Source organism: Phocaeicola fibrisolvens (genome assembly GCF_025567125.1).
Taxonomy (GTDB): domain Bacteria; phylum Bacteroidota; class Bacteroidia; order Bacteroidales; family Bacteroidaceae; genus Phocaeicola; species Phocaeicola fibrisolvens.
The window spans coordinates 49,679-73,072 of record NZ_JAOQJI010000015.1 but is presented as its reverse complement, the minus strand read 5'-3'; the positions used below and the strand labels follow the sequence as shown (position 1 = coordinate 73,072).

At 47.8% G+C, this 23,394-nt stretch carries 21 protein-coding genes; 12 read left to right on the top strand and 9 right to left on the bottom strand.

Going from position 1 to position 23,394, the window contains the following annotated elements; all coding sequences use genetic code 11:
• Positions 1-34: 34 nt before the first annotated feature.
• Genes coaE through nusB form a run of 4 tightly spaced genes read right to left on the bottom strand, consistent with a single transcriptional unit; the run spans position 35 to position 2,964 of the window.
• Positions 35-640: a dephospho-CoA kinase gene (gene coaE, locus OCV81_RS08440; RefSeq protein ID WP_148329636.1), complete on the bottom strand. Its 606-nt coding sequence runs from the start codon at positions 638-640 to the stop codon at positions 35-37.
• Positions 633-1,673 (bottom strand): CdaR family protein, encoded by a 1,041-nt coding sequence (locus OCV81_RS08435; RefSeq protein ID WP_148329652.1) that lies wholly within the window; start codon positions 1,671-1,673, stop codon positions 633-635. The genes coaE and OCV81_RS08435 overlap by 8 nt, the downstream gene beginning before the upstream one ends.
• A gap of 14 nt (positions 1,674-1,687) precedes the next feature.
• Entirely contained in the window at positions 1,688-1,996 is a 309-nt protein-coding gene (gene yajC, locus OCV81_RS08430) for a preprotein translocase subunit YajC (protein ID WP_022352977.1), read from the bottom strand.
• Between the two features lie 41 nt (positions 1,997-2,037).
• A complete protein-coding gene (nusB, locus tag OCV81_RS08425; protein WP_148329635.1) occupies positions 2,038-2,964 on the bottom strand; it encodes a transcription antitermination factor NusB in 927 nt (308 codons plus the stop codon).
• Between the two features lie 181 nt (positions 2,965-3,145).
• Here nusB and OCV81_RS08420 point away from each other — a divergent pair, with 181 nt between their 5' ends.
• The 4 genes from OCV81_RS08420 to OCV81_RS08405 all read left to right on the top strand — a co-directional run bounded on the left by OCV81_RS08420 (position 3,146) and on the right by OCV81_RS08405 (position 5,338).
• Positions 3,146-3,520: a PUR family DNA/RNA-binding protein gene (locus tag OCV81_RS08420; RefSeq protein WP_148329634.1), complete on the top strand. Its 375-nt coding sequence runs from the start codon at positions 3,146-3,148 to the stop codon at positions 3,518-3,520.
• Positions 3,521-3,709: 189 nt separating this feature from the next.
• Positions 3,710-4,306 (top strand): 50S ribosomal protein L25/general stress protein Ctc, encoded by a 597-nt coding sequence (locus OCV81_RS08415; protein ID WP_072542999.1) that lies wholly within the window; start codon positions 3,710-3,712, stop codon positions 4,304-4,306.
• Positions 4,307-4,338: 32 nt separating this feature from the next.
• Positions 4,339-4,902 (top strand): aminoacyl-tRNA hydrolase, encoded by a 564-nt coding sequence (pth, locus tag OCV81_RS08410; RefSeq protein ID WP_022352973.1) that lies wholly within the window; start codon positions 4,339-4,341, stop codon positions 4,900-4,902.
• 4 nt (positions 4,903-4,906) lie between these two features.
• Positions 4,907-5,338, top strand: a complete 432-nt coding sequence (locus OCV81_RS08405) for an RNA-binding S4 domain-containing protein (protein ID WP_148329633.1) — start codon at positions 4,907-4,909, stop codon at positions 5,336-5,338.
• A gap of 82 nt (positions 5,339-5,420) precedes the next feature.
• On the opposite strand, the gene OCV81_RS08400 is transcribed toward OCV81_RS08405, so the two are convergent.
• Complete coding sequence (locus tag OCV81_RS08400; RefSeq protein ID WP_148329632.1) at positions 5,421-7,703, bottom strand: cation:proton antiporter domain-containing protein; 2,283 nt, start codon at positions 7,701-7,703, stop codon at positions 5,421-5,423.
• Positions 7,704-7,849: 146 nt separating this feature from the next.
• On the opposite strand from OCV81_RS08400, the gene OCV81_RS08395 reads away from it, so the two are divergent.
• The 4 genes from OCV81_RS08395 (at position 7,850) to OCV81_RS08380 (ending at position 16,483) form a co-directional block, all read left to right on the top strand.
• Positions 7,850-10,420, top strand: a complete 2,571-nt coding sequence (locus OCV81_RS08395; RefSeq protein ID WP_148329631.1) for a heavy metal translocating P-type ATPase — start codon at positions 7,850-7,852, stop codon at positions 10,418-10,420.
• 231 nt (positions 10,421-10,651) lie between these two features.
• Positions 10,652-11,467, top strand: a complete 816-nt coding sequence (locus OCV81_RS08390) for a hypothetical protein (RefSeq protein ID WP_148329630.1) — start codon at positions 10,652-10,654, stop codon at positions 11,465-11,467.
• Positions 11,468-11,489: 22 nt separating this feature from the next.
• Entirely contained in the window at positions 11,490-15,740 is a 4,251-nt protein-coding gene (locus OCV81_RS08385) for an AAA domain-containing protein (RefSeq protein WP_148329629.1), read from the top strand.
• Complete coding sequence (locus tag OCV81_RS08380; RefSeq protein WP_262640289.1) at positions 15,740-16,483, top strand: SDR family NAD(P)-dependent oxidoreductase; 744 nt, start codon at positions 15,740-15,742, stop codon at positions 16,481-16,483. The genes OCV81_RS08385 and OCV81_RS08380 overlap by 1 nt, the downstream gene beginning before the upstream one ends.
• Here the strand turns inward: OCV81_RS08380 and OCV81_RS08375 are convergent.
• Positions 16,473-17,843 (bottom strand): MATE family efflux transporter, encoded by a 1,371-nt coding sequence (locus tag OCV81_RS08375; RefSeq protein WP_148329628.1) that lies wholly within the window; start codon positions 17,841-17,843, stop codon positions 16,473-16,475. The genes OCV81_RS08380 and OCV81_RS08375 overlap by 11 nt on opposite strands.
• 245 nt (positions 17,844-18,088) lie before the next feature.
• Between OCV81_RS08375 and OCV81_RS08370 the strand changes: the two genes are divergently transcribed.
• Both OCV81_RS08370 and OCV81_RS08365 read left to right on the top strand, forming a co-directional pair.
• Positions 18,089-19,432: an MATE family efflux transporter gene (locus tag OCV81_RS08370; protein ID WP_148329627.1), complete on the top strand. Its 1,344-nt coding sequence runs from the start codon at positions 18,089-18,091 to the stop codon at positions 19,430-19,432.
• Between the two features lie 39 nt (positions 19,433-19,471).
• On the top strand, positions 19,472-20,047 hold the full coding sequence (locus OCV81_RS08365; protein ID WP_148329626.1) for a Crp/Fnr family transcriptional regulator: 576 nt from the start codon (positions 19,472-19,474) through the stop codon (positions 20,045-20,047).
• A gap of 10 nt (positions 20,048-20,057) precedes the next feature.
• On the opposite strand, the gene OCV81_RS08360 is transcribed toward OCV81_RS08365, so the two are convergent.
• The gene (locus OCV81_RS08360; protein ID WP_394802527.1) at positions 20,058-20,789 is read right to left on the bottom strand and encodes a hypothetical protein; all 732 of its coding nucleotides are present in this window, start codon (positions 20,787-20,789) and stop codon (positions 20,058-20,060) included.
• Positions 20,790-20,951: 162 nt separating this feature from the next.
• Here OCV81_RS08360 and OCV81_RS17850 point away from each other — a divergent pair, with 162 nt between their 5' ends.
• Together OCV81_RS17850 and OCV81_RS08350 are read left to right on the top strand one after the other, a co-directional pair.
• Positions 20,952-21,224 carry a hypothetical protein gene (locus OCV81_RS17850; protein WP_148329624.1) on the top strand — a complete coding sequence of 91 codons (273 nt, stop codon included), beginning with the start codon at positions 20,952-20,954 and terminating at the stop codon, positions 21,222-21,224.
• 346 nt (positions 21,225-21,570) lie between these two features.
• A complete protein-coding gene (locus tag OCV81_RS08350; RefSeq protein WP_148329623.1) occupies positions 21,571-21,975 on the top strand; it encodes a hypothetical protein in 405 nt (134 codons plus the stop codon).
• Between the two features lie 254 nt (positions 21,976-22,229).
• Here the strand turns inward: OCV81_RS08350 and OCV81_RS08345 are convergent, their stop codons facing one another.
• A complete protein-coding gene (locus tag OCV81_RS08345) occupies positions 22,230-22,691 on the bottom strand; it encodes a hypothetical protein (protein WP_262640288.1) in 462 nt (153 codons plus the stop codon).
• Positions 22,692-22,823: 132 nt separating this feature from the next.
• Positions 22,824-23,249, bottom strand: coding sequence for a 6-bladed beta-propeller (locus OCV81_RS08340; protein ID WP_262640287.1), 426 nt, complete (start codon positions 23,247-23,249; stop codon positions 22,824-22,826).
• Positions 23,250-23,394 lie beyond the last annotated feature (145 nt).

Sequence of the window (23,394 nt, the reverse complement as noted above, 5' to 3'; positions counted from 1 at the left end):
GACAAAAATACAACGGACGAATGACATACACAAACTATCTGCCCGTTTTTCTACTGGCAAGCCATGCTTCCAATGCAGCAATCTGCATCTCCAACGACATTTTTTCATCATTAAAGAGAACATAATCGGCTCTCCTTTTCTTTTCCTCGTCGTCCATCTGTGCGGCAATGCGAGCTTTAATCTGCTCTTCGGATGCCGAATCACGAAACATGGCCCGCTTTATGCGCAAATCCAAAGGAGCATACACCATCACTACATAATCTACCGCTTTCTGAAAACCCGACTCAAACAAAATGGCGCTTTCCATCATCACCACCTCTGCCCCTACTTTCGCCTGCCGATTGGCCCACGATTGAAAATCCTCATACACACATGGATGGATAATTTGATTGATGTGCCCGGCATGCTTTGGAGAAGAAAACAGGTAGTTGGCTACCAAAGACTTATTCAAGGTTCCATCCGCTTGATAAACCTCCGTGCCCAACAAAGCCGAAAGTTCCTTCCGTATCCGAGGGTGTGTTACAGTCAGCCGTTTAGCTTCCCGGTCAGTATCATACAATGGTATTCCTTTCTTCTCTAACAGATGGGCTATGTATGATTTTCCACTGCCAATTCCTCCGGTAATTCCAATTTTAATCATCCGCTACATCCCCATTTTTTACCGCCTTTTCCACGGTTTGCTGTTCTATCAGATAATCCACTGATAAAGGGCTTATGCGAATATGAGTAACCACATCCGGATACCGTTTTAAAGTAAGTTGCAATTTCTCAGATTTATTATTCACCACATCACTATAGGATACTCCCACAAGAAAATCATGCGCCTTCACCGACTTAAAATTTTTCAATCCTACCTGAAAAACCACTTGTACTTTAGAAGGAAAAGTTCGCAACACTTTCCCTTTAGGAAAATCGATTCCAACAACTGGTACTTCCAATGTCTTTTCAGAATACATATCCACACAAGCAGTCACATCTACCGATGAAGGTACAAACTTCACACCATGAAGTTTTTGCAAATTAATATGTTTCTTAAGAGTATCGGTCACATTAGTCCAATGAAATGGTTGGGTGTAAGCCGTCAAGATAGAATTCAGCACTCCTGGAGGAGCATACACAACGACAGAATCCGGAGACACTTTCATCTCCGACACATAATACTGCCGCCCCGCTGAGACCTCTCCTCCCACAGCTACAGGAACTTTCTTTGCAACTCCTTTCGAGTAAATATAATCCAACGTGTCAGGACGTACAGACAGAAGCTGAGTAGAATTATTCAACTGGGCTGTCACCTTCTTTACGACCTCTGTCTGCGGAATACGTACGTAAGAACCTTTATCTTGATAATCCTCAAAATTGAAAGTCAGCGGAAAAAAAGTTTTTCCCAACATGTAATTCAACAAGACCGTACCTCGATCTTCTACCTTTACCTTAATTTCATTCGGAAGTTCTGAGGTCATCACTACTTCCTTCGGTACATTCTTCAACCGCACCGGAATCTTGAATTCTGTTTGATACACATCATTCATTGTTTGTAAGAACCAAAAGCACAATGACACAAAAACAAAAAACAGAAAAATCAGGAATTCCCTGCTCTTTTCACTGAGCAGGAAATTCCTGATTTTACGAATGATAATCAAGTAATATCTCTTTATGTTCTTTCCATCGAACATAGCCATAATGACAATTATTTCGCAGGCTGAGCCTGTGCATCCGCATAAATAGAGTTTTTATCTACTTTAATTTTTACACCAGCAGCTATTTCAACTACAACTGTATTGTCTTCTACTTCCTTTATTTTTCCATAGATACCTCCTGCAGTCACTACAGATTGGCCTACTTCCAGGTTTTTACGGAACTTGGCAATTTCTTTCTGCTTCTTGTTCTGAGGACGAATCATAAAGAAGTACATAATGGCGAAAATCGCCACCATCATAATAAGGAAAGAGTAATCTGCTCCTCCTTGAGCCTGTAATACGACAGCTAACAAATTCATACGTTTTCTCGGTTTAGATTAATAATAGTCTGACAAATATATCAGTTTTTAGTCAGCTTATTTTCCTTTTTTAATTGATTAACAATCCCATCCAGTGTACCATTGATGAATCCTCCACTCTTCGGAGTACTATACAACTTCGCTATTTCCACATACTCATTCAAAGACACATTCACCGGAATATTCGGAAAACTGAGAATTTCAGCCAAAGCAATCTGCATAATAATTACATCCATTAATGCCACACGATCCAAATCCCAGTTCTTTGAGTTCTCACTAATCAAATGACGATAATAATCCGCATTCAAAATAGAGCGGCGGAACAAACGACGGGCAAAATCCTGATCTTCCTCATCCTTAAATTCAGGAAGAAGTTCCTGTTTTTCTCCATTCTTCGGATCAAAACGCTTGATAGTCTTCAAGACAAAAGTATCCACGATTTCCTTGTCATCATTCCAATACAAGCTCTGATCTTCCAATACTTCATCTAGAGCTGCATTATTAAAAATAATCTTCTTATAAACTTTTCTCCACAACTCACGGTCTTCATCATAAGACGATGTTTCACTTGCCATATATTCTTTATATATGTCACTCTGCATGATTTGCTCACACAAGTTTTTAATAAAGTCACCTTCATTTTCCCACGTTTTCTTTTGGGAAGCAGCAAAAGCATTCAATTGTTTATTCACTTCCAACTGTGCAATGAAACGGTTTTCTACAAATTTCATGTTGGGAGACAAATCTTCCTTGGTAGGAACCAATTTATTTTTCGCAGCATCCAACCGCTTGTTGGCATACCGGGTTACTTCTACCATTAAAAGCAAAAGATAGTTATACAAATCATACGCTTTGGATAAACTGAAGAACAACTCTTTTTCTGCAGTATCCAAATTTTTACCGCCGTTCTGATAATACGCATAAATTATCTGAACTATCTTCAGACGAATAAGAACTCTGTTGATCATAATATATAAACAAAACTACATTTTTAGGTGTGCAAAAATAAGTAATTTTCTTTTACAGCCCACCATGAAGTACCATATTTTTTCTTTTTTTCAGAGATTCGATATTTTTTCTTCATTCTCTCTTGCCACATTGCAAAAAAATATTCAAATTTGAACGCATTTTTATTAGTAACAGTGAGTTATGGAAGAACTGAAAAAGAAAAGTACAACTATTGAAAACGACAAAGAAATCGTATTTTCCAAAGCGATTAAGGCAGGAAAGCGAATTTACTATCTGGATGTAAAGAAAAACCGGAAGGAAGAAATGTTCATTGCTATCACAGAAAGCAAGAAAGTGGTTTCGCTTGACAAAGACGACCCTCAGGTGAATTTTGAAAAGCACAAAATATTCTTATATAAAGAAGATTTTGAAAAGTTCATGCACGGTCTGCAGCAAGCTATCGACTTTATTGGACATGAGCAAGGCGAGCTGACCGCTGAAGACCATGCAGAAACGCCAAAAACTGAAGAGGAGCCACAGCAATCGGGAGAAATCAAAATCGACATTGACTTCTAAAAAAGGTTCAGCGAATCAATTTACAGCTGAATCACAGGATTTTATTGAGGGGAATTTTGGAATATCAAAAAAAAATACATACCTTTGCGCCGCTTTTTCAAGCTCATCGTGTGATATACCACATCGTGTGATGGCGAATTAAGCAAAGAAAATCAACTTAATTTAGAGTAACACAAATTTTTTTAGAAAATGAAATCAATTGAAATCAAAGGTTCTTTGAGAACTGAAACTGGTAAGAAAGCCACTCGTGAACTTCGTAAAGAAAATGGTGTTCCTTGCGTATTGTACGGAATCCAGAAAGATGAAAACGGCAACCAAGTTGCTACTCACTTTACTGTTCCGACAGAAGGCTTGCGAAATTTGGTATACACACCGCATATCTATGTAGTAGACTTGAACATCGATGGTAAGGTTGTAAATGCCATCATGAAAGATATCCAGTTCCACCCTGTAACAGACAAGATTCTGCACGTAGACTTCTATCAGATTGATGAAAACAAACCTATCGTAATGGAAGTTCCTGTAAAACTGGAAGGTTTGGCAGAAGGTGTGAAAGCCGGTGGTAAATTGGCTCTGCAGATTCGTAAATTGAAAGTGAAAGCTTTGTACAACATCATTCCGGAACGTCTGGTTATCGACGTAACTCCGCTGGGATTGGGTAAAACTGTCAAAGTAGGTGAATTGAACTACGAAGGTCTGGAATTGCTGAACGCAAAAGAAGCCGTAGTTTGCGCAGTTAAATTGACTCGTGCCGCTCGTGGTGCTCAGGCTGCTGCTGGTAAATAATTCAGTAACCTACACACTCAAAAATCCTTTCAATGAAATACTTGATTGTTGGACTGGGGAATATCGGTGAAGAATACCGCGAAACCCGTCATAATATAGGATTTATGGTATTGGACGCCTTAGCTAAGGCGTCCAATATTGTTTTTAGCGATGGACGTTATGGAGCCACTGCACACCTGTCGTTAAAAGGACAACAGTTAATCCTGCTCAAACCGTCCACCTATATGAACCTCAGTGGAAACGCTGTACGCTACTGGATGCAACAGGAGAAAATTCCTCTGGAAAATGTGCTTATCGTAGTGGATGACCTGGCCCTTCCCTTCGGTACGTTGCGACTAAAAGGAAAAGGAAGTGACGCCGGACACAACGGCCTGAAACACATCGCCGCTACCTTAGGGACTCAAAACTATGCCCGCCTTCGCTTTGGCATTGGCAACGATTTTCCAAGAGGAGGACAAATCGATTTCGTATTAGGACATTTCGACGAGGAAGCCATGAAACTGATGCCGGAACGCCTGGAAGTGGCGCAGGAAATCATCAAAAGTTTCTGCCTGGCCGGACTGAACAATACCATGAACCAGTATAACAACAAATAAGCACATGCCAGAAGCAAGAATAGATAAATGGATGTGGGCCGCACGTATCTTTAAAACAAGAACGATTGCGGCCGAAGCCTGCAAAAAAGGAAGAATCTCCATCAACGGTGCGCAGGCCAAACCAGCCCGGACGGTCAAACCGGGGGATGTGGTACAGGTCAGAAAACCACCCGTTACCTATTCCTTCAAGGTGTTGCAGGCCATCGAGAAACGGGTGGGGGCCAAACTGGTTCCTGATGTGATGGAAAACGTCACGACACCCGACCAATATGAACTGTTGGAGATGAGCAAAATCAGCGGCTTCGTAGACCGCGCAAGAGGCACCGGACGTCCTACCAAAAAGGAACGAAGAGATTTGGACGAGTTCTTCACACCGGAATACATGGATGATTTTGACTTCGACTTCGACGAGGAAGAAGACAGTGAAGAAGAATAACGCAAAGAAAAACCATTCAGAAAAGAATCGGGCTTCGTAAGATATTCCAATCTTGCAAAGCCCGTTTCTTTTTCGTTCCTATTCATTCCGCCATCTCAGGCTCAGGAACTTCCGATACCGCAAACAAGGTCTTCAGGTCTTCCTCCTCCCCTACGACCCATACCACATCGCCCTTCTGCAAGGTGAAGGAAACCTCCGGCTGCCGGAGCTTGCTGTCATCTGCCGATTCGATTCCCACAACCAGACAATGGTATTTATTACGGATACCGCTTTCCCGGATGGTACGTCCGCAGAACGGCGATTTACGCGATACCACAAACTGCTTCAGGTACATTTCATGTTCCTCGAAATCCTCATCCGTATGTCCTTTTGCAACCTTTTCCAGCTGGGAAGAAAAGGCGGACAACTGCTCATCGGTACCGATTACCTGCAATTTGTCGTTGGGGAAAATGCGATTCCCTCCGCCTGGAATATTAATCCGATGCGCTCCCCGGATGATGGAAGCCACATGCACCCCATATTTCTTTCCAAAGTCCAGCTCCATCAAGGTTTTCCCGCCCCAAAGCGAATCGGCCGGGATGACAAAATCCGACAAGTGCAAGTCTCTGTCGAGCAAGCGCCCGGCATATTCCGGCTGGCTTTCTCCCAAATACGCCTTACGCATCTCTTTCGAACGTAAGTTCTGCACAAACGTACGTTCCAGCCCGATGGACTGCTTTTTCAGGAAACGGGAAGCAATCATGAGCAATACAACCAAAATGGCGATACCTGCCATCAGTGCTACGGAAGCCTGGAACAGATGTTTGATGATGTAAATTACAAACAACACGGCCAACACAATACGCAGCAACACAATGGATATCAAGGGAGCATGATTGAAACGGCTGTCCGCCCACAACGCTTTAAACTCGATAGAATGGTTTTTCTTCATAATCATGGCCCGCAGGAAAGGCGCAATCAAGGCAATCGTCACCACGGCTCCTGCCACCTTTCCCCAGAAATCCCCCGCAGCAGATACCAGCAGCGGAAGGAACAGATTGAAAGAGAGTACCCCCATCGCTACGGAAAGCACCAGGTAAATCAGAGTGATACGCACGATAGATATCAGGAGATTCTTCCAGTTATTCTGATGGTTTACCGGTTGCACACCAGCCGTGTAGCGTTCCAGCAAATGCCGCCAGAACACCGGCAAATGACGGTCTATGAAAGTATAGGCAGGCCCCGACAGACGAATCATGTACGGAGTAAGGAAGGTCGTAATGACGGATACCGCCACTACAATCGGATACAGGAAATGACTCGTGACATGCAGACTGACACCCAATGCGGCAATGATGAATGCAAATTCACCAATCTGCGTCAGACTGAATCCGCACTGCATGGCAATCTTCAACGGCTGACCGGACAGCAACACACCTCCCGTACCGAAAATGGTCTGTCCTACCAGAATGGCCACCACAATAGCGAGAATCGGCCAGATATATTCCACAATCATGTTCGGGTCGACCATCATGCCGACCGATACAAAGAAGATGGCCCCAAACAAGTCTTTCACCGGAGCCACCAGCTTGTCGATATGCTCCGATTCAATGGTCTCGGCCAAAATAGAACCCATGATAAAGGCCCCGAAAGCAGGAGAGAATCCCACCCTTGCCGCCAGCACCACCATGCCGAAACACAAGGCCAACGACACAATCAGCAACGTTTCATCACTCATCAGCTTACGGGACTTCTTCAGGAACAATGGGATGAGGTAAATCCCCACCACAAACCACAGAATCAGGAAGAACACCAGTTTGCCGATGCTGTAAATCATCTCACTGCCTTCAAAGTTCTTGCTCACCGCCATTGTGGACAACATCACCATCAACACGATAGCCAAGATATCTTCCAGAATCAGGATACTGAGCACCAAGCCCGCAAAGCGTTGCTGTCGCAATCCCAAATCATCGAATGCCTTATAAATAATGGTTGTGGACGACATGGCCAGCATACCTCCCAAATAGATACAGTCCATCTGCTTCCAGCCGAACAGCCATCCCACGAAAATCCCGACCATAATCATACAGAAAATAATGGTACAAGCCGAAATAACCGCCGAGCCCCCCACCTTCATCAGTTTCTTGAAGCTGAACTCCAGTCCCAAGGCAAAGAGCAAGAAAATCACGCCAATCTCCGACCAAGTCTGGATATTGTCGGCATCCGCCACCGAAGGAGTAAACGTGAAATGAGGACTGCATACAAAACCCGCTACGATATATCCCAACACAAGGGGCTGTTTTAATTTTTTAAAGATCAATGTGATAACTCCGGCACTAATCAATATTAATGCCAAATCACTGATAAGAGGGGCCAATTCCGACATAATAGTTGTATTTTATTTTTGCGCAAATGTAACTATTTCTACTCAAGAATCGTTCCTTATCTTGATAAATAAATATGAATATGAAACAGAAATTTTTGAATCCGATGGGAATGTTGTAATTTTGTCCCATTCTAAATAAAGAACAAATGAATACCACTAAAACTACGCAAATATTCCCTGTGCTGGAGATGAGCTGTGCCGCCTGCGCTGCACGAGTAGAAAAGACCCTGAACCGTCAGACAGGGGTGTATCATGCCAGCGTGAACTATGCGGCTGCCACCGCCACCGTGGAATACAATCCCGAAAGCTGCTCACCGGAAGTGCTGAAGCGTGCCATCCAGGCAGCTGGCTACGACCTGGTCATCGACACCCGCGCTAACAAAGAAGAAATTGCAGAAGACGCACACGTGCAGAAATACCAGAAACTGAAGTTCCGCACCCTCTGCTCCCTGGCCTTGTCTATCCCTGTAGCCATCATCGGCATGTGTTTCATGGACTGGGCTTATGCCAACTACGTGATGTGGATACTGGCTACCCCCGTGGTCTTCTGGTTGGGACGGGATTTCTATCGCAACGCCTGGAAACAACTGAAACACCGCACGTCGAACATGGACACGCTGGTGGCCGTCAGCACAGGCATCGCATATATCTTCAGCCTTTTCAATCTGTTCTGGCCGGAATTCTGGACGAGCCGCGGCATTCATCCCCATGTCTATTTTGAAGCCGCCAGTGTCATCATCTCGTTTATCCTGCTCGGACGACTGCTGGAAGAGAGAGCAAAAGGCAACACGTCTGAAGCTATCAAGAAACTGATGGGACTGCAACCGGCCACCGTTACCCTGCTGAATCCGGACGGTACCCAAAAAGAAATACCCCTAGAACAAGTACAAGCCGGTCAGCGTCTGCTGGTGAAGCCCGGTGCCCGCATTCCTGTAGACGGTACGGTAGATGAAGGCCGTTCGTATGTGGATGAAAGCATGCTCACCGGCGAACCACTTCCCACGGAAAAGTATCCCGGAGAGAAAGTCTACGCCGGCACCATCAACCAGAAAGGAAGTTTCAGCTTCACCGCCGACAAGGTAAGCAGTGAAACTGTGCTGGCCCATATCATCCGCATGGTGCAGGAGGCACAAGGCAGCAAGGCCCCTGTACAACAGTTGGTCGACCGCATTGCCGCCATCTTTGTCCCCACCATCCTGAGCATCGCCCTGCTTGCCTTCCTGGCATGGGTTCTGCTAGATGGTCAGAACGGCTTTACCCATGGACTACTGGCCGCTGTCACCGTGACCATCATTGCCTGCCCCTGCGCGTTGGGACTGGCCACGCCGACTGCCATCATGGTGGGCATCGGAAAAGGCGCTGAAAACGGTATCCTGATCAAAGATGCCGACAGTCTGGAGACCGCCCGCAAGGTCAATGCCATCGTCCTCGACAAGACCGGTACCCTGACCGAAGGACACCCGACCGTGACCGACCTCTCCGCCGGCCTGTCGCAAGCCCCCCTGTCACGCATCCTTTTCACTCTGGAAAGTGCGTCGGAACATCCGCTGGCACAGGCCATCGTACACCATCTCGCTGCGCAACCTCTCCCCATGGAAGGATTTGAAAGCCTGACGGGACTGGGCGTACGTGGAAAAATCAACGATACCTATTATTATGCCGGCAACCGTCGCCTGCTGGAGCAACACGGGCTTGCCATTCCCGCTTCCCTGGCCGAAGAAGCCACCCGCCTGAGCGAGGAGGCCAAGACCGTCATCTGGCTGGCCGATGAAAAGCAAGCCTTGGGAGTGGTGGCCATTGCCGACCGCATCAAGCCGACCTCCAAAGAAGCCGTCATGCAATTACAGGAAATGGGAATCTCCACCTACATGTTGACCGGCGACAATCCGGAAACCGCCCGGAAGATTGCGGAACAATGTGGCATCACCCATTTCCAGGCAGAAGTGCTTCCCCAGCAGAAAGCTCAGTTCATTCAGGAACTGCAACACCAAGGGAAAGTGGTAGCTATGGTGGGCGACGGTATCAACGACAGTGCCGCACTGGCCCAGGCCGACCTCAGCATCGCCATGGGAAAAGGCAGCGACATTGCCATGGACGTGGCCAAGATGACCCTGATTTCCTCCGATTTGAACAAAATCACCGATGCCATCCGCCTTTCCCAAGCCACGGTACGCACCATCCGCGAAAACCTTTTCTGGGCATTCATCTACAACCTGATTGGCATCCCCGTGGCGGCAGGTATCCTGTATCCCCTCAACGGCTTCCTGCTGAACCCGATGATAGCCGGCGCTGCCATGGCCATGAGCAGTGTGAGTGTAGTGAGCAACAGCCTGCGGTTGAAGCGGAAAAAATTGGCACATACCCACACATCGGCAGCCGTCACGGAAGAAATTCGTCCCGTGGAAATACCACCAGTGGAAACACGACCCATAGAGGTACAACCGAACCCCGTACAGCCGGCACCGGCAGCCGCCCCCTCTCCTGCCTCAGCCGCTTCCGGCGTCCAAAAGACCTACCTGGTGGAAGGCATGATGTGCGACCACTGCCGCACCCGGGTAGAAAAAGTGCTGAATACCGTAGAAGATGCGACTGCCCAAGTCACCCTGACTCCTCCGGAAGCTGTCATCACCTTCCAAGGAAAAGTTCCGTCACTGGAAGAGCTGCAGCACCTGATTGACGAAAAAGCAGGCGACTATACGCTAAAAGAAAAGAACTGATTGAAAGCACTTTATCTGATTCCAGTACTTCCTAGGAAGTACTGCAGTACTGCAAAGGAAGTACTACAGTACTGCCGAGGGAGTACTAGAGTACTGCAAGGGAAGTACTCAGACAGTCACGGCCGCTTTTACATGAAGAAGCCAGACGGACTAACCTTAGTTTTTGCTACATACCCTTCATAAATCCCCAAAAAGTCGTATATTTGAAGCAAGAATTCAACTATACGACTTATGAAACTCATGCAATTTATTCAAGGAATGTTCCTGACAACCTGCATCCTGCTCTTCGCAGCCTGCAAAAACGATGATGGTCCGATTTACCTCGTCAGCGTGGACAACCAGCAAAAAATAACCGACGGCACGATAGAACTCAGTCTGTTCAGCACAGGCGAAAAATTCTTCATCCGGGGAGGAGATGGGAACTACACCCTCAAAAACGGAGATGCCACCATTGCGGACTACCGCTACGATGGAGAAACCCTGACCTTCCTTCCGGTCAGCATCGGTCAGACCTCTACCACCATTTCCGACCGGAAAGGAAACAGCTACACCGTATCTATCTTGGTCAGCAATCCTACAGATGAATACCGGGTGGAAAGCTTGGAAGCAGAAGTGGAAGGCGATAACCTCACCAAAGGAGACGAATCGACCTTAAAGGCACGCATCCTAGAGGAATCCCCTCTCCAGGCAGAAGGACGCTTTTCCTTCATCTATTCAGATGCTTCCCAGTCGTATGGGGAACTGAGAATTTTCCCGAACAGCACAGGTAACTATCAGCTTGGCATTTTTGAACGTACCCTCAAATATACAGAAGATACAGGAGAACCCTATCTGCGCATTGAGGCTACCATGGCGGGAAGCACCAAGCAGCAATATACCTTCATGCTGTTTGAAAACGAAACGACAGCTGAAGGGACGGCAGCGTCCGAATCCGCTGAAAGTACAAACACAGTTTGCCTCATCAAGGAAGACGTGACTGACCAGTACAAAGGAGAATTCAACGGACTCACCAAGGCTTACCGTATCTATCACTTAATTAAACAGTAACGCCGGCCTGCCCTTTTTGCACATGTCCCGTATAGAACTCCAATCTTTCGATCTGTTCCATCGCATCGAACAGATTCACCGTCAGCCGACGGCTGCTCCCGACAATTTACAAGCCAAATACATCCTGCTCCACAAAGTACTGGAGCAGGCTTGTTATGAACTGACCACGGGGGTCACCCTTTCCTTTGCCAACTTGTTTTCTCGTCTGGACTACATCTGCAAGGAGAAAAAGATGACTCCCTCCGACCGGTATGCCATCCAGACCATGCGCCGCAACTGCAACGCTGCCATGGGCGACCATTTTCAGGCCGACATGCAGGAATACCTTTACGACCTGCGTGCCCTGGTACGCTTTGTCTCGCTGGGCTTTGAAGAAGACATTCCGGCTTCCATTCTTCCGGAAATCCCTCACTCCAACCGTCCCTATCAAGGCACACGCCTGTCGCACATTCCTTACGTGCGGGCTTCCGTGACCAGTTGGAACGATACTCAGATATTTGCAGCCACCGACAGTGATACTGATCCCTTCATCATCATCAACTATGCCAAAGGAGGCTATCAGGGCGATTTGCTGTATCTGAAAGAACTGCTGACGGAGAACCTGCCCCTGAACCTGCTCGATGTGCGGGTGGACGAAGAGAACCATTACATTCCGAACCTTATCGTCATCCATCCCGACTACTTGATTGACATCAGTTCGCTGGCGGCCTGCTTCCGGGAATACGGCCACCACCCGCTCAACTATTTCATGAATAAAATCAAGCCGAGAGCCCATACGGCTCCCATCCTGATGGGTAACCTGGCCAGCCAGTTTCTCGACGACTACATCAACGAACAGCCCCAGGAGCCGGTCACCTACCCGCGTAGCATCCAGAAATTCTTTGCCGCCTCGGCCCTTGATTTCTGTACCTGTCAGATTCCGGCCGATTTCCATGCCCAGGCGCAAGCCCAGATGATGAACATCCGCTCGTTTGTACACGACGTGCTGCCCCGCAACATCCAGCATTTCAACAAGAAGAATACCCTGCTCGAAGCCTCTTTCATCTGCGAAAAATTAGGGCTGCAAGGACGTGTGGACATGATGCAGAAAGACTTTCAGGTGCTCATCGAACAAAAGGCCGGGAAGCGCGACGAATACAACCACCGCCACAAGGAGGACCATTTCATCCAGATGATGCTCTATCAGGGCGTGCTGCGATACAATTTCGGACAGGAAACGGAACACATGCAGACCTTCCTGCTCTATTCCAAGTATGCCGACGGACTGCTGCTGGAGCATTTTGCCGAAAACCTGTTCCGGGAAAGCATCAAGCTCCGCAACTACATCGTGCACAACGAGATGCAGCTGGGCGAAGGAGGCATCGGCGAGGTGGTGGATTCCCTCAGCACCGACCTGCTGAACGAGTTGCAGGTAGGCGGAAAGCTGTGGAACGACTACCAGGAACCACAGTTGCAGACAGCCATCAATACCCTGAAACGCTGTACCCCGCTGGAACGGGCGTACTTCAACCGTTACTTCACGTTCGTGGCAAAGGAACAGATTCTCAGCAAGACCGGAGGAAACAGCGATGCCTCGCACGGGTTTGCCGGTAACTGGCACATCCCACTGCACGAGAAACTGGAGGCTGGCAACATCCTGCTGGGACTGACCATTCTGCAGAAACAAAGCAGCGGACCAGGCAAAGGATACGACCTCATCGAACTGCACATTCCTACACAGGAAGAAGACTTCCTGCCTAATTTCCGGACGGGCGACATGGTGATTTTGTATTCCTACCAGGGAGAACCCGACCTGCGGAAACACATTCTCATGAAGGGAAACATCCTGGAACTGCATCCGGACCGCATGACACTGGTCTTGCGCAACGGACAGCAGAACAAAGATATTATCGGGGGCGGAGACGACCTTTTCGCCATCGAACATGATTTTTCCGATACCTCGGCCAATAACGGGTTCCGCGGACTGTACGCCTTTCTGTCCGCCTGTGCCGACCGGAAAGAATTGCTGTTAGGTGTACGTGCTCCTGAACTGAAAGAGGAGGAAATCACTTTGAACGGTGAATACGGCCGTTTCAACGAACTCATCCGGAAAGAGAAACAAGCCAAGAACTACTTCCTACTGGTAGGTCCTCCGGGTACCGGAAAGACTTCGTGTGCCCTGCGCTATATGGTGGAAGAAGCCCTGAGCGAACCGGATACGTCCATCCTGCTCCTGTCGTACACCAACCGGGCAGTGGATGAAATCTGCAGCATGCTCCTCGATTCCGGTATTGCCGAGAAAACCCCGTTCATCCGCATCGGCAGCGAACTGTCGTGCGACAAGCGTTTCGTGCCTTACCTGCTGAAGCACAGCCTGGCCGACTGTCCCAAGCTGACCGACATCCGGCAGAAAATCGACCGCACCCGTATCTTCGTAAGTACGACGACCTCCCTCAACAGCCGACTCAACCTCTTCACGTTGAAGCATTTCCAGCTGGCGCTTATCGACGAAGCCTCGCAGATACTGGAACCCGACCTGATTGGTATCCTCTCGGCCCGCCACCAGCAGCATAACGCCATCGACAAGTTCGTACTGGTGGGTGACTACAAGCAGCTTCCGGCCATCGCCCAGCAAAGTGCCGAAGAAGCAGCTGTCACCGACCCGCTCCTACGACAAATCGGACTGGAGGACTGCCGCAACTCTCTCTTTGAACGCCTATACAAGTCGAGTCCTGACACTTGCCGCAGTGTCCTCCGCCAGCAAGGACGCATGCACCCGGCCATTGCCGAGTTCCCCAACCAGACCTTCTACTACCAGGAACAACTGGAGTGCGTGCCGCTCCCCCACCAGCTAGAAGAAACACCCTACTCAGCCGGACTGACCGCTCAAGACCCCATCGACCGCCTGCTGCTGGAACGGAGAATGGTCTTCATCCCAGCAGAAGCCCCCGAAAGTCTCAGCGGTTCCGACAAGACCAACCCGCACGAAGCCCGCATCGTGGCCACCCTGCTGGCCCACATCTACCGCCTGACGGAATCTCATTTCGACCCCAACCGGACGGTAGGCGTCATCGTGCCCTACCGCAACCAGATTGCCATGATTCGGAAAGAAATAGCCCGCCTCCAACTGCCCGACTTGCTGAACATCTCCATCGACACGGTGGAACGCTACCAAGGCAGCCAGCGGGATGTAATTATCTATTCGTTCACCGTACAGAATTTCAGTCAGCTCAATTTCCTGACAGCCAATACGTTTCAAGAAGGTGCTTTCCTGATAGACCGCAAGCTGAACGTGGCGCTTACCCGGGCCCGCAAGCAACTGCTGCTGACCGGCAACCCGCACATTCTCGGGGCCAATATCACGTTCTACAAACTGCTGGAATACATCCGCCTGCACAACGGTTACCTGGAAACGGATGCCGAATCGTTCTGTCAAGGCAATTTCACCCTCCCGTCTTACCGCCGGAACTGGGAACTGGAGGAAGGAAGCTATTCCTTGCCCGCCCACTTCCAGCAGGCTTTCGAGCAACTGGTTCCGCCTCCGCAGAATTGGGAGGCGAACGAGGCCCACTACCGCGAAGTCACGGCTTACGGCCGGTGCGACTTCCGTGCCCTGCCCGAAGAAATGACTCCGCAAACCTTCTGCCAAGCATACAACTATTTCTATCTGCGGAAACAATATGCGGCGGCACAGGCCCTCTTCACCGGAAGCGGCAACTGGCTATACGACCTGATTCGGAAAGTCTCTGGCCGGGTAGTGTTCTGTGACCTGTCCTATGAGGCGGGTGCTTCGGGACTGGCCTTTGCCGATGTGTGCCGTTCCCTGCCTCACCTGGACCTGACCTACGTGGATATCTATCCGTTGCAGGAGATGGGGAAAACTGCCGAAACCTTCTTCCAGGCCTCTGCCTACAAGCACATTCAGACAAGCTCGTATCCTCGGTTATCGGCTGTGAAACCAGCATTCTGGCAGGCACACTCGGTACTGACCGAGCTGGTGATATTCAATCTCTCCAGCCTGTTCGACCGCATTGCGCCGCGGGAAGCACGCAACCTGGCCCTGCAAATCAACCAATTGGTGCATGCCCGTCCCCTGAACCACTACGTATTGGTATATCGTGACGATGCAGGACCTTGCAGGAACAACCATTCCTATACGGCCTTCTGCAACCATCTTTCACCGGAGCTGAAACCGCTCCAACCGCAGATGCCCCTGTACGGAAAAATCCATTGTAACCCTACCGAAGGACTTCCGCTTTCACAGGAGTTCCTTTATGAAATACGTACCAACTGATGAAAAAGAAACCTATCCAGCGGGCCCTCATCGTAGGGGCCACTTCCGGCATCGGAAAAGAAACGGCCTTGCAACTGCTCCAAAAGGGATGGATACTCGGACTGGCAGGCCGACGCGAAGAAAAACTGAAAGAATTGCAGCAGTTGGCTCCGGACCGCATCCACATCCGGGCCATCGACATTTGTCAGGCGGATGCACCCGACCGCCTGCAGGAACTGATAGAAGAAATGGGAGGAATGGACCTCTACCTGCACTGCTCAGGCATTGGCCATCAGAATTACACACTGGCACCGGACATCGAACTTCAGACGCTCGAAACCAACGGAACGGGGTTCGTACGGATGGTCACCGCGGCGTTCCGTTATTTTGCCCGGCAACAAGGAGGACATCTCGCCGTCATCAGCTCCATTGCCGGAACCAAAGGACTGGGAGCCGCCCCGGCCTACTCCGCCACCAAGCGTTTCCAGAATATCTACATCGACTCCCTGGAACAGCTGGCTTGCATGCAACATCTCCCCATCCGCTTCACCGACATCCGGCCCGGATTCGTGGCCACCGGCCTGCTGAACGATGGCAAGCACTATCCCATGCTGATGTCCACGGAGAAAGTAGCCCGTCACATCGTGCGAGCCCTGGAGAAAAAGAAACGCATCGCCCTCATCGACTGGCGCTACCGTATCATGGTAGCCCTCTGGCACCTGATACCGCCTACCGTCTGGAAACGATTGCCCATCAGGAATTGACGAGCACCCGTCTTTCCTTCACCACAATCTCCTTCAGGCGGCGGTACACATAGATGAAAGCCGGCACCAGGAACAGGTTGGCAAACAGCCAGGCTGTCGGGTCGCCAAAGCAGACGCCCCAGAACTTCCAGGCCGGTACGAGGAAGAGGCTGACCAACACACGGGCCACCATTTCTGAAACACCCGAAAACATGGCCAGCCGCGTATAGCCTGCCCCTTGAATGGTATAGCGGAGAATACTCAGCGAGCCCAGCAGGATGAAGAAAGACGTGTTGATGTGCAGGAACAACACGGTATCTTTCATAATCTCCGTCTCATCGGGCGAAATGAACAGCAAGGCAAACTTGTCGGCCAGTCCCCACATTACAATGGCAATCGCTACGGAATAGACCAACATCATCAGCGTGGCCGACTTGATACCCATCCAGATGCGGTCGGGCTTTCCGGCACCATAGTTCTGTCCGGAATACGTGGCCATGGCCATACCCAGACTGTCCAACGGACACATCACAAACATCTTGATACGCATGGCCGCGGTGAAGGCAGCCACACAGGCCGTACCCAATGCATTGTTCGCACTCTGCAACATGATACTGCCGATAGCCGTAATGGAAAACTGCAAGCCCATCGGCACCCCGATGGACAAAAGCTGACGGGCCAAGTCTTTCCGGAAACGACGGTCGGACGGCTCGGTTTTCAAGATGTCAAATTTGCGGTACATATAGATGTAACACAGCAAAGCCGAAAGTCCTTGCGAGAAAACCGTGGCAATGGCCGCTCCGGCTACCCCCCATCCCAGCGTCAGGATACAGAACAAATCGAGTACAATGTTCAGCAACGTGGAGAACAGCAGGAACCAGAACGGGGTCTTGCTATCTCCCAACGCACGGATGATGCTGGAAAGCAGGTTGTAGAAAAACGTACACGGTACGCCGATAAACGTGATGAGCAGATAGATGTAAGCCCCTTCAAAAATATTCTCAGGTGTCTGCATGGAACGTAGGATAAATCCGCAGAGCAGACTCGTGACAATGGCCACCGCCACCGACATCATGGCCGCCAGCTTCAAGCTGACTGACACATAACGCCGCATCGTGACATAATCGCGGGCCCCAAACTTCTGTGCCACCGGAATACCAAAACCACCGCAACATCCATTACAGAATCCCAGTATCAGGAAGACCACCGATGTACTGGCTCCTACGGAAGCCAGTGCATTGATTCCCAAGAATCGTCCTACAATGGCCGCATCCACCAGCGAATACGTCTGCTGAAGCAGGTTGCCCAACAACAAAGGAAAAGTAAAATTCAAAATCAGTGGCAGACTCGGCCCTGATGTCATCTCTCTCGACTGTGCCATATATTCTCTCGTTATCCTCAAAAAATAATAAGTGTGCAAAAGTACACTAAAGTTGTGAAACGAGAGAGAATCATCCCGTTAAATAAGGTAATTCGAAGCGCTTTTTTGTCTTAAATCATCCCTGAAAAAACACAAAGAGGTTTTCGAAACACCCCTTTTCAGGCAGTGATTTATTATCATTTGTGAATTTTTTAGTGCCGGAATTGACTTACCTTCGCAGCCAAATGCAAAAACAGAGAAAAGACATGAAAGACAGTATTGACTTCGGAAGCATGGACATTCCGAAATTATTCCGGAAATTACTTATCCCTACCGTACTGGGAATGATTTTCTCGGCCATCTTCATCATCACCGACGGCATCTTCGTGGGAAAAGGCATCGGCAGCGATGCCCTGGCCGCCGTCAACATCACAGCTCCCCTCTTCCTGATTAATACAGGCGTGGGACTGATGTTCGGCATCGGTGCCTCGGTCGTGGCCTCCATCCACCTGTCGCAAGGGAAAGTAAAGGTGGCCCGCATCAATATCACGCAGGCTGTCGTAGTTTCCTCCTTATTGCTCATCGCCTACGCCGCTGTCATTCTCTGCAATGTGGAAAAAATAGCCTTACTGCTGGGAAGCTCGCCCCGCCTGCTGCCTCTCGCCGCCGAATACATGTATTGGTTCGTACCCTTCCTGGTGTTCAGTGCCCTGCTGAGCTCGGGCATGTTCTTCGTGCGGCTGGACGGCTCACCCAACTACGCCATGGTGTGCAACATCATCCCTGCCCTGCTCAACATCGGCCTGGACTACCTGTTTATCTTCATCTGCAAATGGGGCATGTTCGGAGCCGCCCTGGCCACCAGTCTGGGCTACATCGTCGGTGCCGCAATGATTCTGATTTATCTGATGCAGCCTCAGCGCGTCCTCCGTTTGTGTAAAGTCAAGCTGTCCTGGAAAAGCCTGCGGCTCACCCTCCGCAACACCGGCTATATGTGCAAGCTGGGATTGTCCAGTTTCCTCTGCGAGGCAGCCATCGCCACCATGATGTTTGCCGGGAACTACGTTTTTATCCACTACCTGGGTGAAGACGGGGTAGCCGCCTACAGCATCGCCTGCTATTTCTTCCCCATCATCTTCATGGTGTACAACGCCATCGCCCAGTCAGCCCAACCTATTCTCAGCTACAACTTCGGAGCCGGACACCCGGAACGCGTGCGGGCAGCCTTCCGATTGGCCCTGCTGACCGCCATCTCCTGCGGCATCATCGTTTTCGCCGTCACGGCCTTGTTCTCTTCCCCAATAGCCTCCTGGTTCATCGACAGCCGCTATCCGGCACACGACCTCGCCGTAGAAGGACTTCCTCTGTTTGCCTCCGGCTTCGTATGCTTCGGCATCAACATCGTATCCATCGGCTACTTCCAGAGTGTGGAACGCGACCGCCCTGCCATGGCCATCACCCTGCTGCGCGGATTTATCCTCGTGCTACTCTGCTTCTGGCTGATGCCCCTGCTATGCGGAGTGCCGGGAATCTGGCTGGCCGTCCCCGTTTCCGAGCTGCTGACCTTCCTTTTTGTCCTCACTCTCTACTGCCGCGACAAACGAAGCTAAGATTTTATTACCTTTGTAGCGACATAGATACCCAAAGGAATGAAGACTTTTAGCGAGATACTGCACGAAAAATATGGACTGAGTGCCTCGGAATCTGAGCAATTACTGGCACAGATGGAACGACTTACCTACCGAAAAGGGGAACACATCGTACGGGAAGGAGAACGCAACAGCAGTCTCTACCTGGTGGCCCAAGGCATCTGGAGAGGACATTATCTGCGCGACGGAGTGGACATTTCACTCTGGTTTGCTTCAGAAGGAGACACGCTCTTCTCTTCGTGGAGCTACGTGGCCGACCGTCCCTCTCTTACCTCCATCGAAGCCATTAGCGACAGCACGGTCTTCCGCATCTCCAAGCAAAAGATGGAGACTTTTTTCGCCTCTTCCATCGCCTTTGCCAACATCGGAAGAATCATTTTCGAACGGCAGTTTCTGGACATGGAAAACTGGATGATAAACGGAGGAGCTGCACAGGCGAAACAACGTTACCTTGCCCTGCTGGAGCAGAATCCGGAATTGCTGCAGCATGTCCCGCTAAAGCACATCGCCTCTTATCTGATGATTACGCCTCAGTCGCTCAGCCGCATACGGGCGGAACTGAGCAGAAAGAAATAACGGAGTAGAATTAATGAACGCCAGTGATGGCACTAATCCAATATCTGCCTTCTTGGTATGTAGTCTGAATATTCATTTGATGGGTGTACTTTCCTGCCTGATAAGTAACCTGATAATTATCAGCGTCCAACGGAAGAACTTTCAGACTTTTGAACCACATACTGTCGAAATCAAAATTCGTAACCAAAAGGTCATAGCCCTCGAAAGTATCCTGCAAATACTCCTGTTCTGCTTTCTTGAATTGCTCCAAAGCTGTGTGAGACAAATTTGACAGACGTAAAGACTGCAACCTGACATTCAAATCGCCGCACATACTGCAATAGGTAGCCAAATAAACTTTATAAAAACTTTCGACCAATGATTTTCCCGATGAACTATCTATTTTATCAGAAGCTACATTCCCAAAACAAAACAACCACTCATCTCCATATTGGGTATCGCTTTCAATCGGGGTAATATATACAATCTTACATTGGTCATTCACGTATCCCACTTTCAATGGAATCTCTACCAGACTGGTACTATCTTTTTCATCCCAAAGATAACTTACCATATACCAATCGTCTGCAATTTCTCTTACATTCAATGTCTTGATTGCATCTGAATTCACATCTTGTGCCCGTATAATCGGATTGCTTCCTGTAGCATAAACCATTCTTTGGAGTTTGGCAGCCAATTCTTCAGTTAAATACTTCTTACACAGTGCTTCATTATGCGAATCCACATTTAAAAGATTCGTCATATAATTCGTATAAAATGTACGCACTTCATCTATGCATGCACCAGAACAGATTGCGCTGCAACAAAGCCACAAAACCGAAATAAATAAAAGTTTCCTTTTCATTGTTTAATAGTTAACGTAAGCGTAAGACTTTTCAGCGCCTAAAGTACAGAAATTTATGATATGACTAATGATTTTTGTAAGAAATTTGCATTACAAGAGGAAAAATATAGGATTGAAGGCAAGCAAAAAGACATCATAACAAGCCCAACTGAGATTATGGTTATTCTCATTCTGCCCCACTCCGGTGGTTTCCGTTACTTTACACATTACTACAAAGAAAATCTCTTTCCTAATAGAACACTCCAGACATCGTTCCTTCAGCAATATATCATAACCGATTCATTGTCACCTATCGCAGCCTATTATTCCTTTAGAGAAGAGCCTCGCCATTGAAATGAACTTTATCAAAGACAGGCAGCCATTATCTTTTGATTTTATATCGAACTCACATAATTAACGTGAGCGTAAAATAAGAATCAATATTATCTATCGGTAAATTAAGAAAACATGAAGTTTTAGATTTATATGTCAAGTTGTAACCTAATGATTACCCAAATATGAGGCTGTCTTAAAACCGTTTTTATTGAAATCACAAACCCAATTATAAACATCTATTCATTTGTAAATCTGCAAATGAACCTTTTCTTCTATTATTTTGTTATCATAAAAATAATAAGTTCCTTGAATCACCAAGGGTCCAGTGCTATAAAGAACCATATTTTTTACCAACCTGAACATTATGAAAAAATCTCTATTAATTATTTCATTGTGTGCATTTATTTTTTCTTGTTCTAAAGATTTACCAGAAAATCAAAGTACACAAAACTCTACGAAGCTTATAGGAAAAACTTTTAGTACTCAGAGTCTTTCCCTCACCTTTACAAGCAGTGATTCTGTTTCTTTCCAAACCAAAAATACGTTATATCTTTTGAAAGGAAAATCAAAATATGAAATGAATAATGACACCATCGTCATAAAAAGTCCTTATGGAAAAAGACTGAAGCCCAATGAAACTACCGACAGTTATATACTTAACTTCATCGGTTACTTACGGAATGATAGAATAGAAGCTACGTTTTTCATCATTGGCCCAGAGGAAAAAGAACAGTACTTAGGACATGATGTCACATTGTTTATGGAATAAGATCTATAATAAAGTAAGCACTATCTATAGCATACATACTCTAATAAAAACAAAAAAAGGTGTGAAAGCACTTGGGTTCCACACCTTTTCTTATGGATGTTTATCGATACTTATTTCATTTCTTGGATATTTTAGAGAGTGAAATATTACTTAATTTTATTATGATTTTTTCTTTCCCAATATCACATAGCCGTTGTCATCCGGTGAAATCTTTGACTTCCAAACATTCATGAACCAGCGCTTGCTTTCCAAGGCTATTCCGCCAAGCCACTGTTCACCATTTTATAATATGCACCTCGTAGCGTCTGCTTATTGATGATAATTCGCTTCACCACCGTGGCGGTATGCAAATGCTTGGTCTTCGGGTCAGTATTGGGACCGTAGATGTCCGTGAAATAGTAATTACCGCAATCTTTGAAAGCATGACTTGGAATTTCGCTACCAAAATCCGTAGTAAATAGCGGGATAAGTTTGTTGTTGTCCGTATGATAAATATATAAGGAATCCACGGTCGGCATAAAACGGTCTATTGAGAATATCAGACCGGAACCACTTTTCCGGTGCAAGTAAATCTCGTTGCTATAATCCGGTTCCATGTCCATCTGTGGTGATTTGTTTTCGAACAGGATGTTCCCTTCCATGTCCTGCACCCAAGCCACCGGTTCACCCATAAACGCAAGTTGCAGTACAGCTACCCGTTGTCTGTCATAGTCCACCTGCATCTCTCCTTTTCTAACCCTGTAAGGCAATGGGATACTTCCTACGTAATTACCCAGTAAGTCGTAAGACAGTATTTGTTTCGTAGTCCAGGGAAGCAGGAAGATTCGGTTGTCGCTTCGTCAATTTGACTAACACAAATCATATTCGCCGGGGCCTTGCCCGATATTTCCTACACGACCTATAAACTTGCCTTGGCGGGTAAACAGTTTATAAGGGTCGTGAGCGATATTTATTCCCAGGTAATTGTCTGTCAAGGTTATCATCTGCGCTTCACTCACCAACGCATCCTCATTACTGTTGTCAAGCTTGATGACCTCCAACGTATCGAAAAACGTACTAAACGGTATACGCACGGATTCTTTCACGGCAGACATATCGCAGGTTATCACCGTATCTCCATTTACCACCGTCCGATTGGCCACAACACTACATTTGTCTATCCACCGCGCATTGTTATCACTGTTTCCACCAGCACATGAAGCCATAAGGGCAGGCAGAATCATGAATGTGGCAATTCGGTACGTGAGTTTACAGCACCAAGTAAATTGTTTCATGGAGATGTTTTGCATGACTGTTAAAATTTATGCGCAATGAATGTACGAAAAATAACATTTGGTGGTTCCGTATAAGTTTTAATTTAAGAACGTCCTAAAAATCAACACCAACAAACAATGACAAACGTATCATCTCAGCATTATT

What these genes read in the sequence shown, in the direction of transcription:
- coaE (WP_148329636.1), bottom strand. Translation starts at nt 640, where the DNA reads ATGATTAAAATTGGAATTACCGGAGGAATTGGCAGTGGAAAATCATAC.
- OCV81_RS08435 (WP_148329652.1), bottom strand. Translation starts at nt 1,673, where the DNA reads ATGTTCGATGGAAAGAACATAAAGAGATATTACTTGATTATCATTCGT.
- yajC (WP_022352977.1), bottom strand. Translation starts at nt 1,996, where the DNA reads ATGAATTTGTTAGCTGTCGTATTACAGGCTCAAGGAGGAGCAGATTAC.
- nusB (WP_148329635.1), bottom strand. Translation starts at nt 2,964, where the DNA reads ATGATCAACAGAGTTCTTATTCGTCTGAAGATAGTTCAGATAATTTAT.
- OCV81_RS08420 (WP_148329634.1), top strand. Translation starts at nt 3,146, where the DNA reads ATGGAAGAACTGAAAAAGAAAAGTACAACTATTGAAAACGACAAAGAA.
- OCV81_RS08415 (WP_072542999.1), top strand. Translation starts at nt 3,710, where the DNA reads ATGAAATCAATTGAAATCAAAGGTTCTTTGAGAACTGAAACTGGTAAG.
- pth (WP_022352973.1), top strand. Translation starts at nt 4,339, where the DNA reads ATGAAATACTTGATTGTTGGACTGGGGAATATCGGTGAAGAATACCGC.
- OCV81_RS08405 (WP_148329633.1), top strand. Translation starts at nt 4,907, where the DNA reads ATGCCAGAAGCAAGAATAGATAAATGGATGTGGGCCGCACGTATCTTT.
- OCV81_RS08400 (WP_148329632.1), bottom strand. Translation starts at nt 7,703, where the DNA reads ATGTCGGAATTGGCCCCTCTTATCAGTGATTTGGCATTAATATTGATT.
- OCV81_RS08395 (WP_148329631.1), top strand. Translation starts at nt 7,850, where the DNA reads ATGAATACCACTAAAACTACGCAAATATTCCCTGTGCTGGAGATGAGC.
- OCV81_RS08390 (WP_148329630.1), top strand. Translation starts at nt 10,652, where the DNA reads ATGAAACTCATGCAATTTATTCAAGGAATGTTCCTGACAACCTGCATC.
- OCV81_RS08385 (WP_148329629.1), top strand. Translation starts at nt 11,490, where the DNA reads ATGTCCCGTATAGAACTCCAATCTTTCGATCTGTTCCATCGCATCGAA.
- OCV81_RS08380 (WP_262640289.1), top strand. Translation starts at nt 15,740, where the DNA reads ATGAAAAAGAAACCTATCCAGCGGGCCCTCATCGTAGGGGCCACTTCC.
- OCV81_RS08375 (WP_148329628.1), bottom strand. Translation starts at nt 17,843, where the DNA reads ATGGCACAGTCGAGAGAGATGACATCAGGGCCGAGTCTGCCACTGATT.
- OCV81_RS08370 (WP_148329627.1), top strand. Translation starts at nt 18,089, where the DNA reads ATGAAAGACAGTATTGACTTCGGAAGCATGGACATTCCGAAATTATTC.
- OCV81_RS08365 (WP_148329626.1), top strand. Translation starts at nt 19,472, where the DNA reads ATGAAGACTTTTAGCGAGATACTGCACGAAAAATATGGACTGAGTGCC.
- OCV81_RS08360 (WP_394802527.1), bottom strand. Translation starts at nt 20,789, where the DNA reads ATGACGAATCTTTTAAATGTGGATTCGCATAATGAAGCACTGTGTAAG.
- OCV81_RS17850 (WP_148329624.1), top strand. Translation starts at nt 20,952, where the DNA reads ATGACTAATGATTTTTGTAAGAAATTTGCATTACAAGAGGAAAAATAT.
- OCV81_RS08350 (WP_148329623.1), top strand. Translation starts at nt 21,571, where the DNA reads ATGAAAAAATCTCTATTAATTATTTCATTGTGTGCATTTATTTTTTCT.
- OCV81_RS08340 (WP_262640287.1), bottom strand. Translation starts at nt 23,249, where the DNA reads ATGAAACAATTTACTTGGTGCTGTAAACTCACGTACCGAATTGCCACA.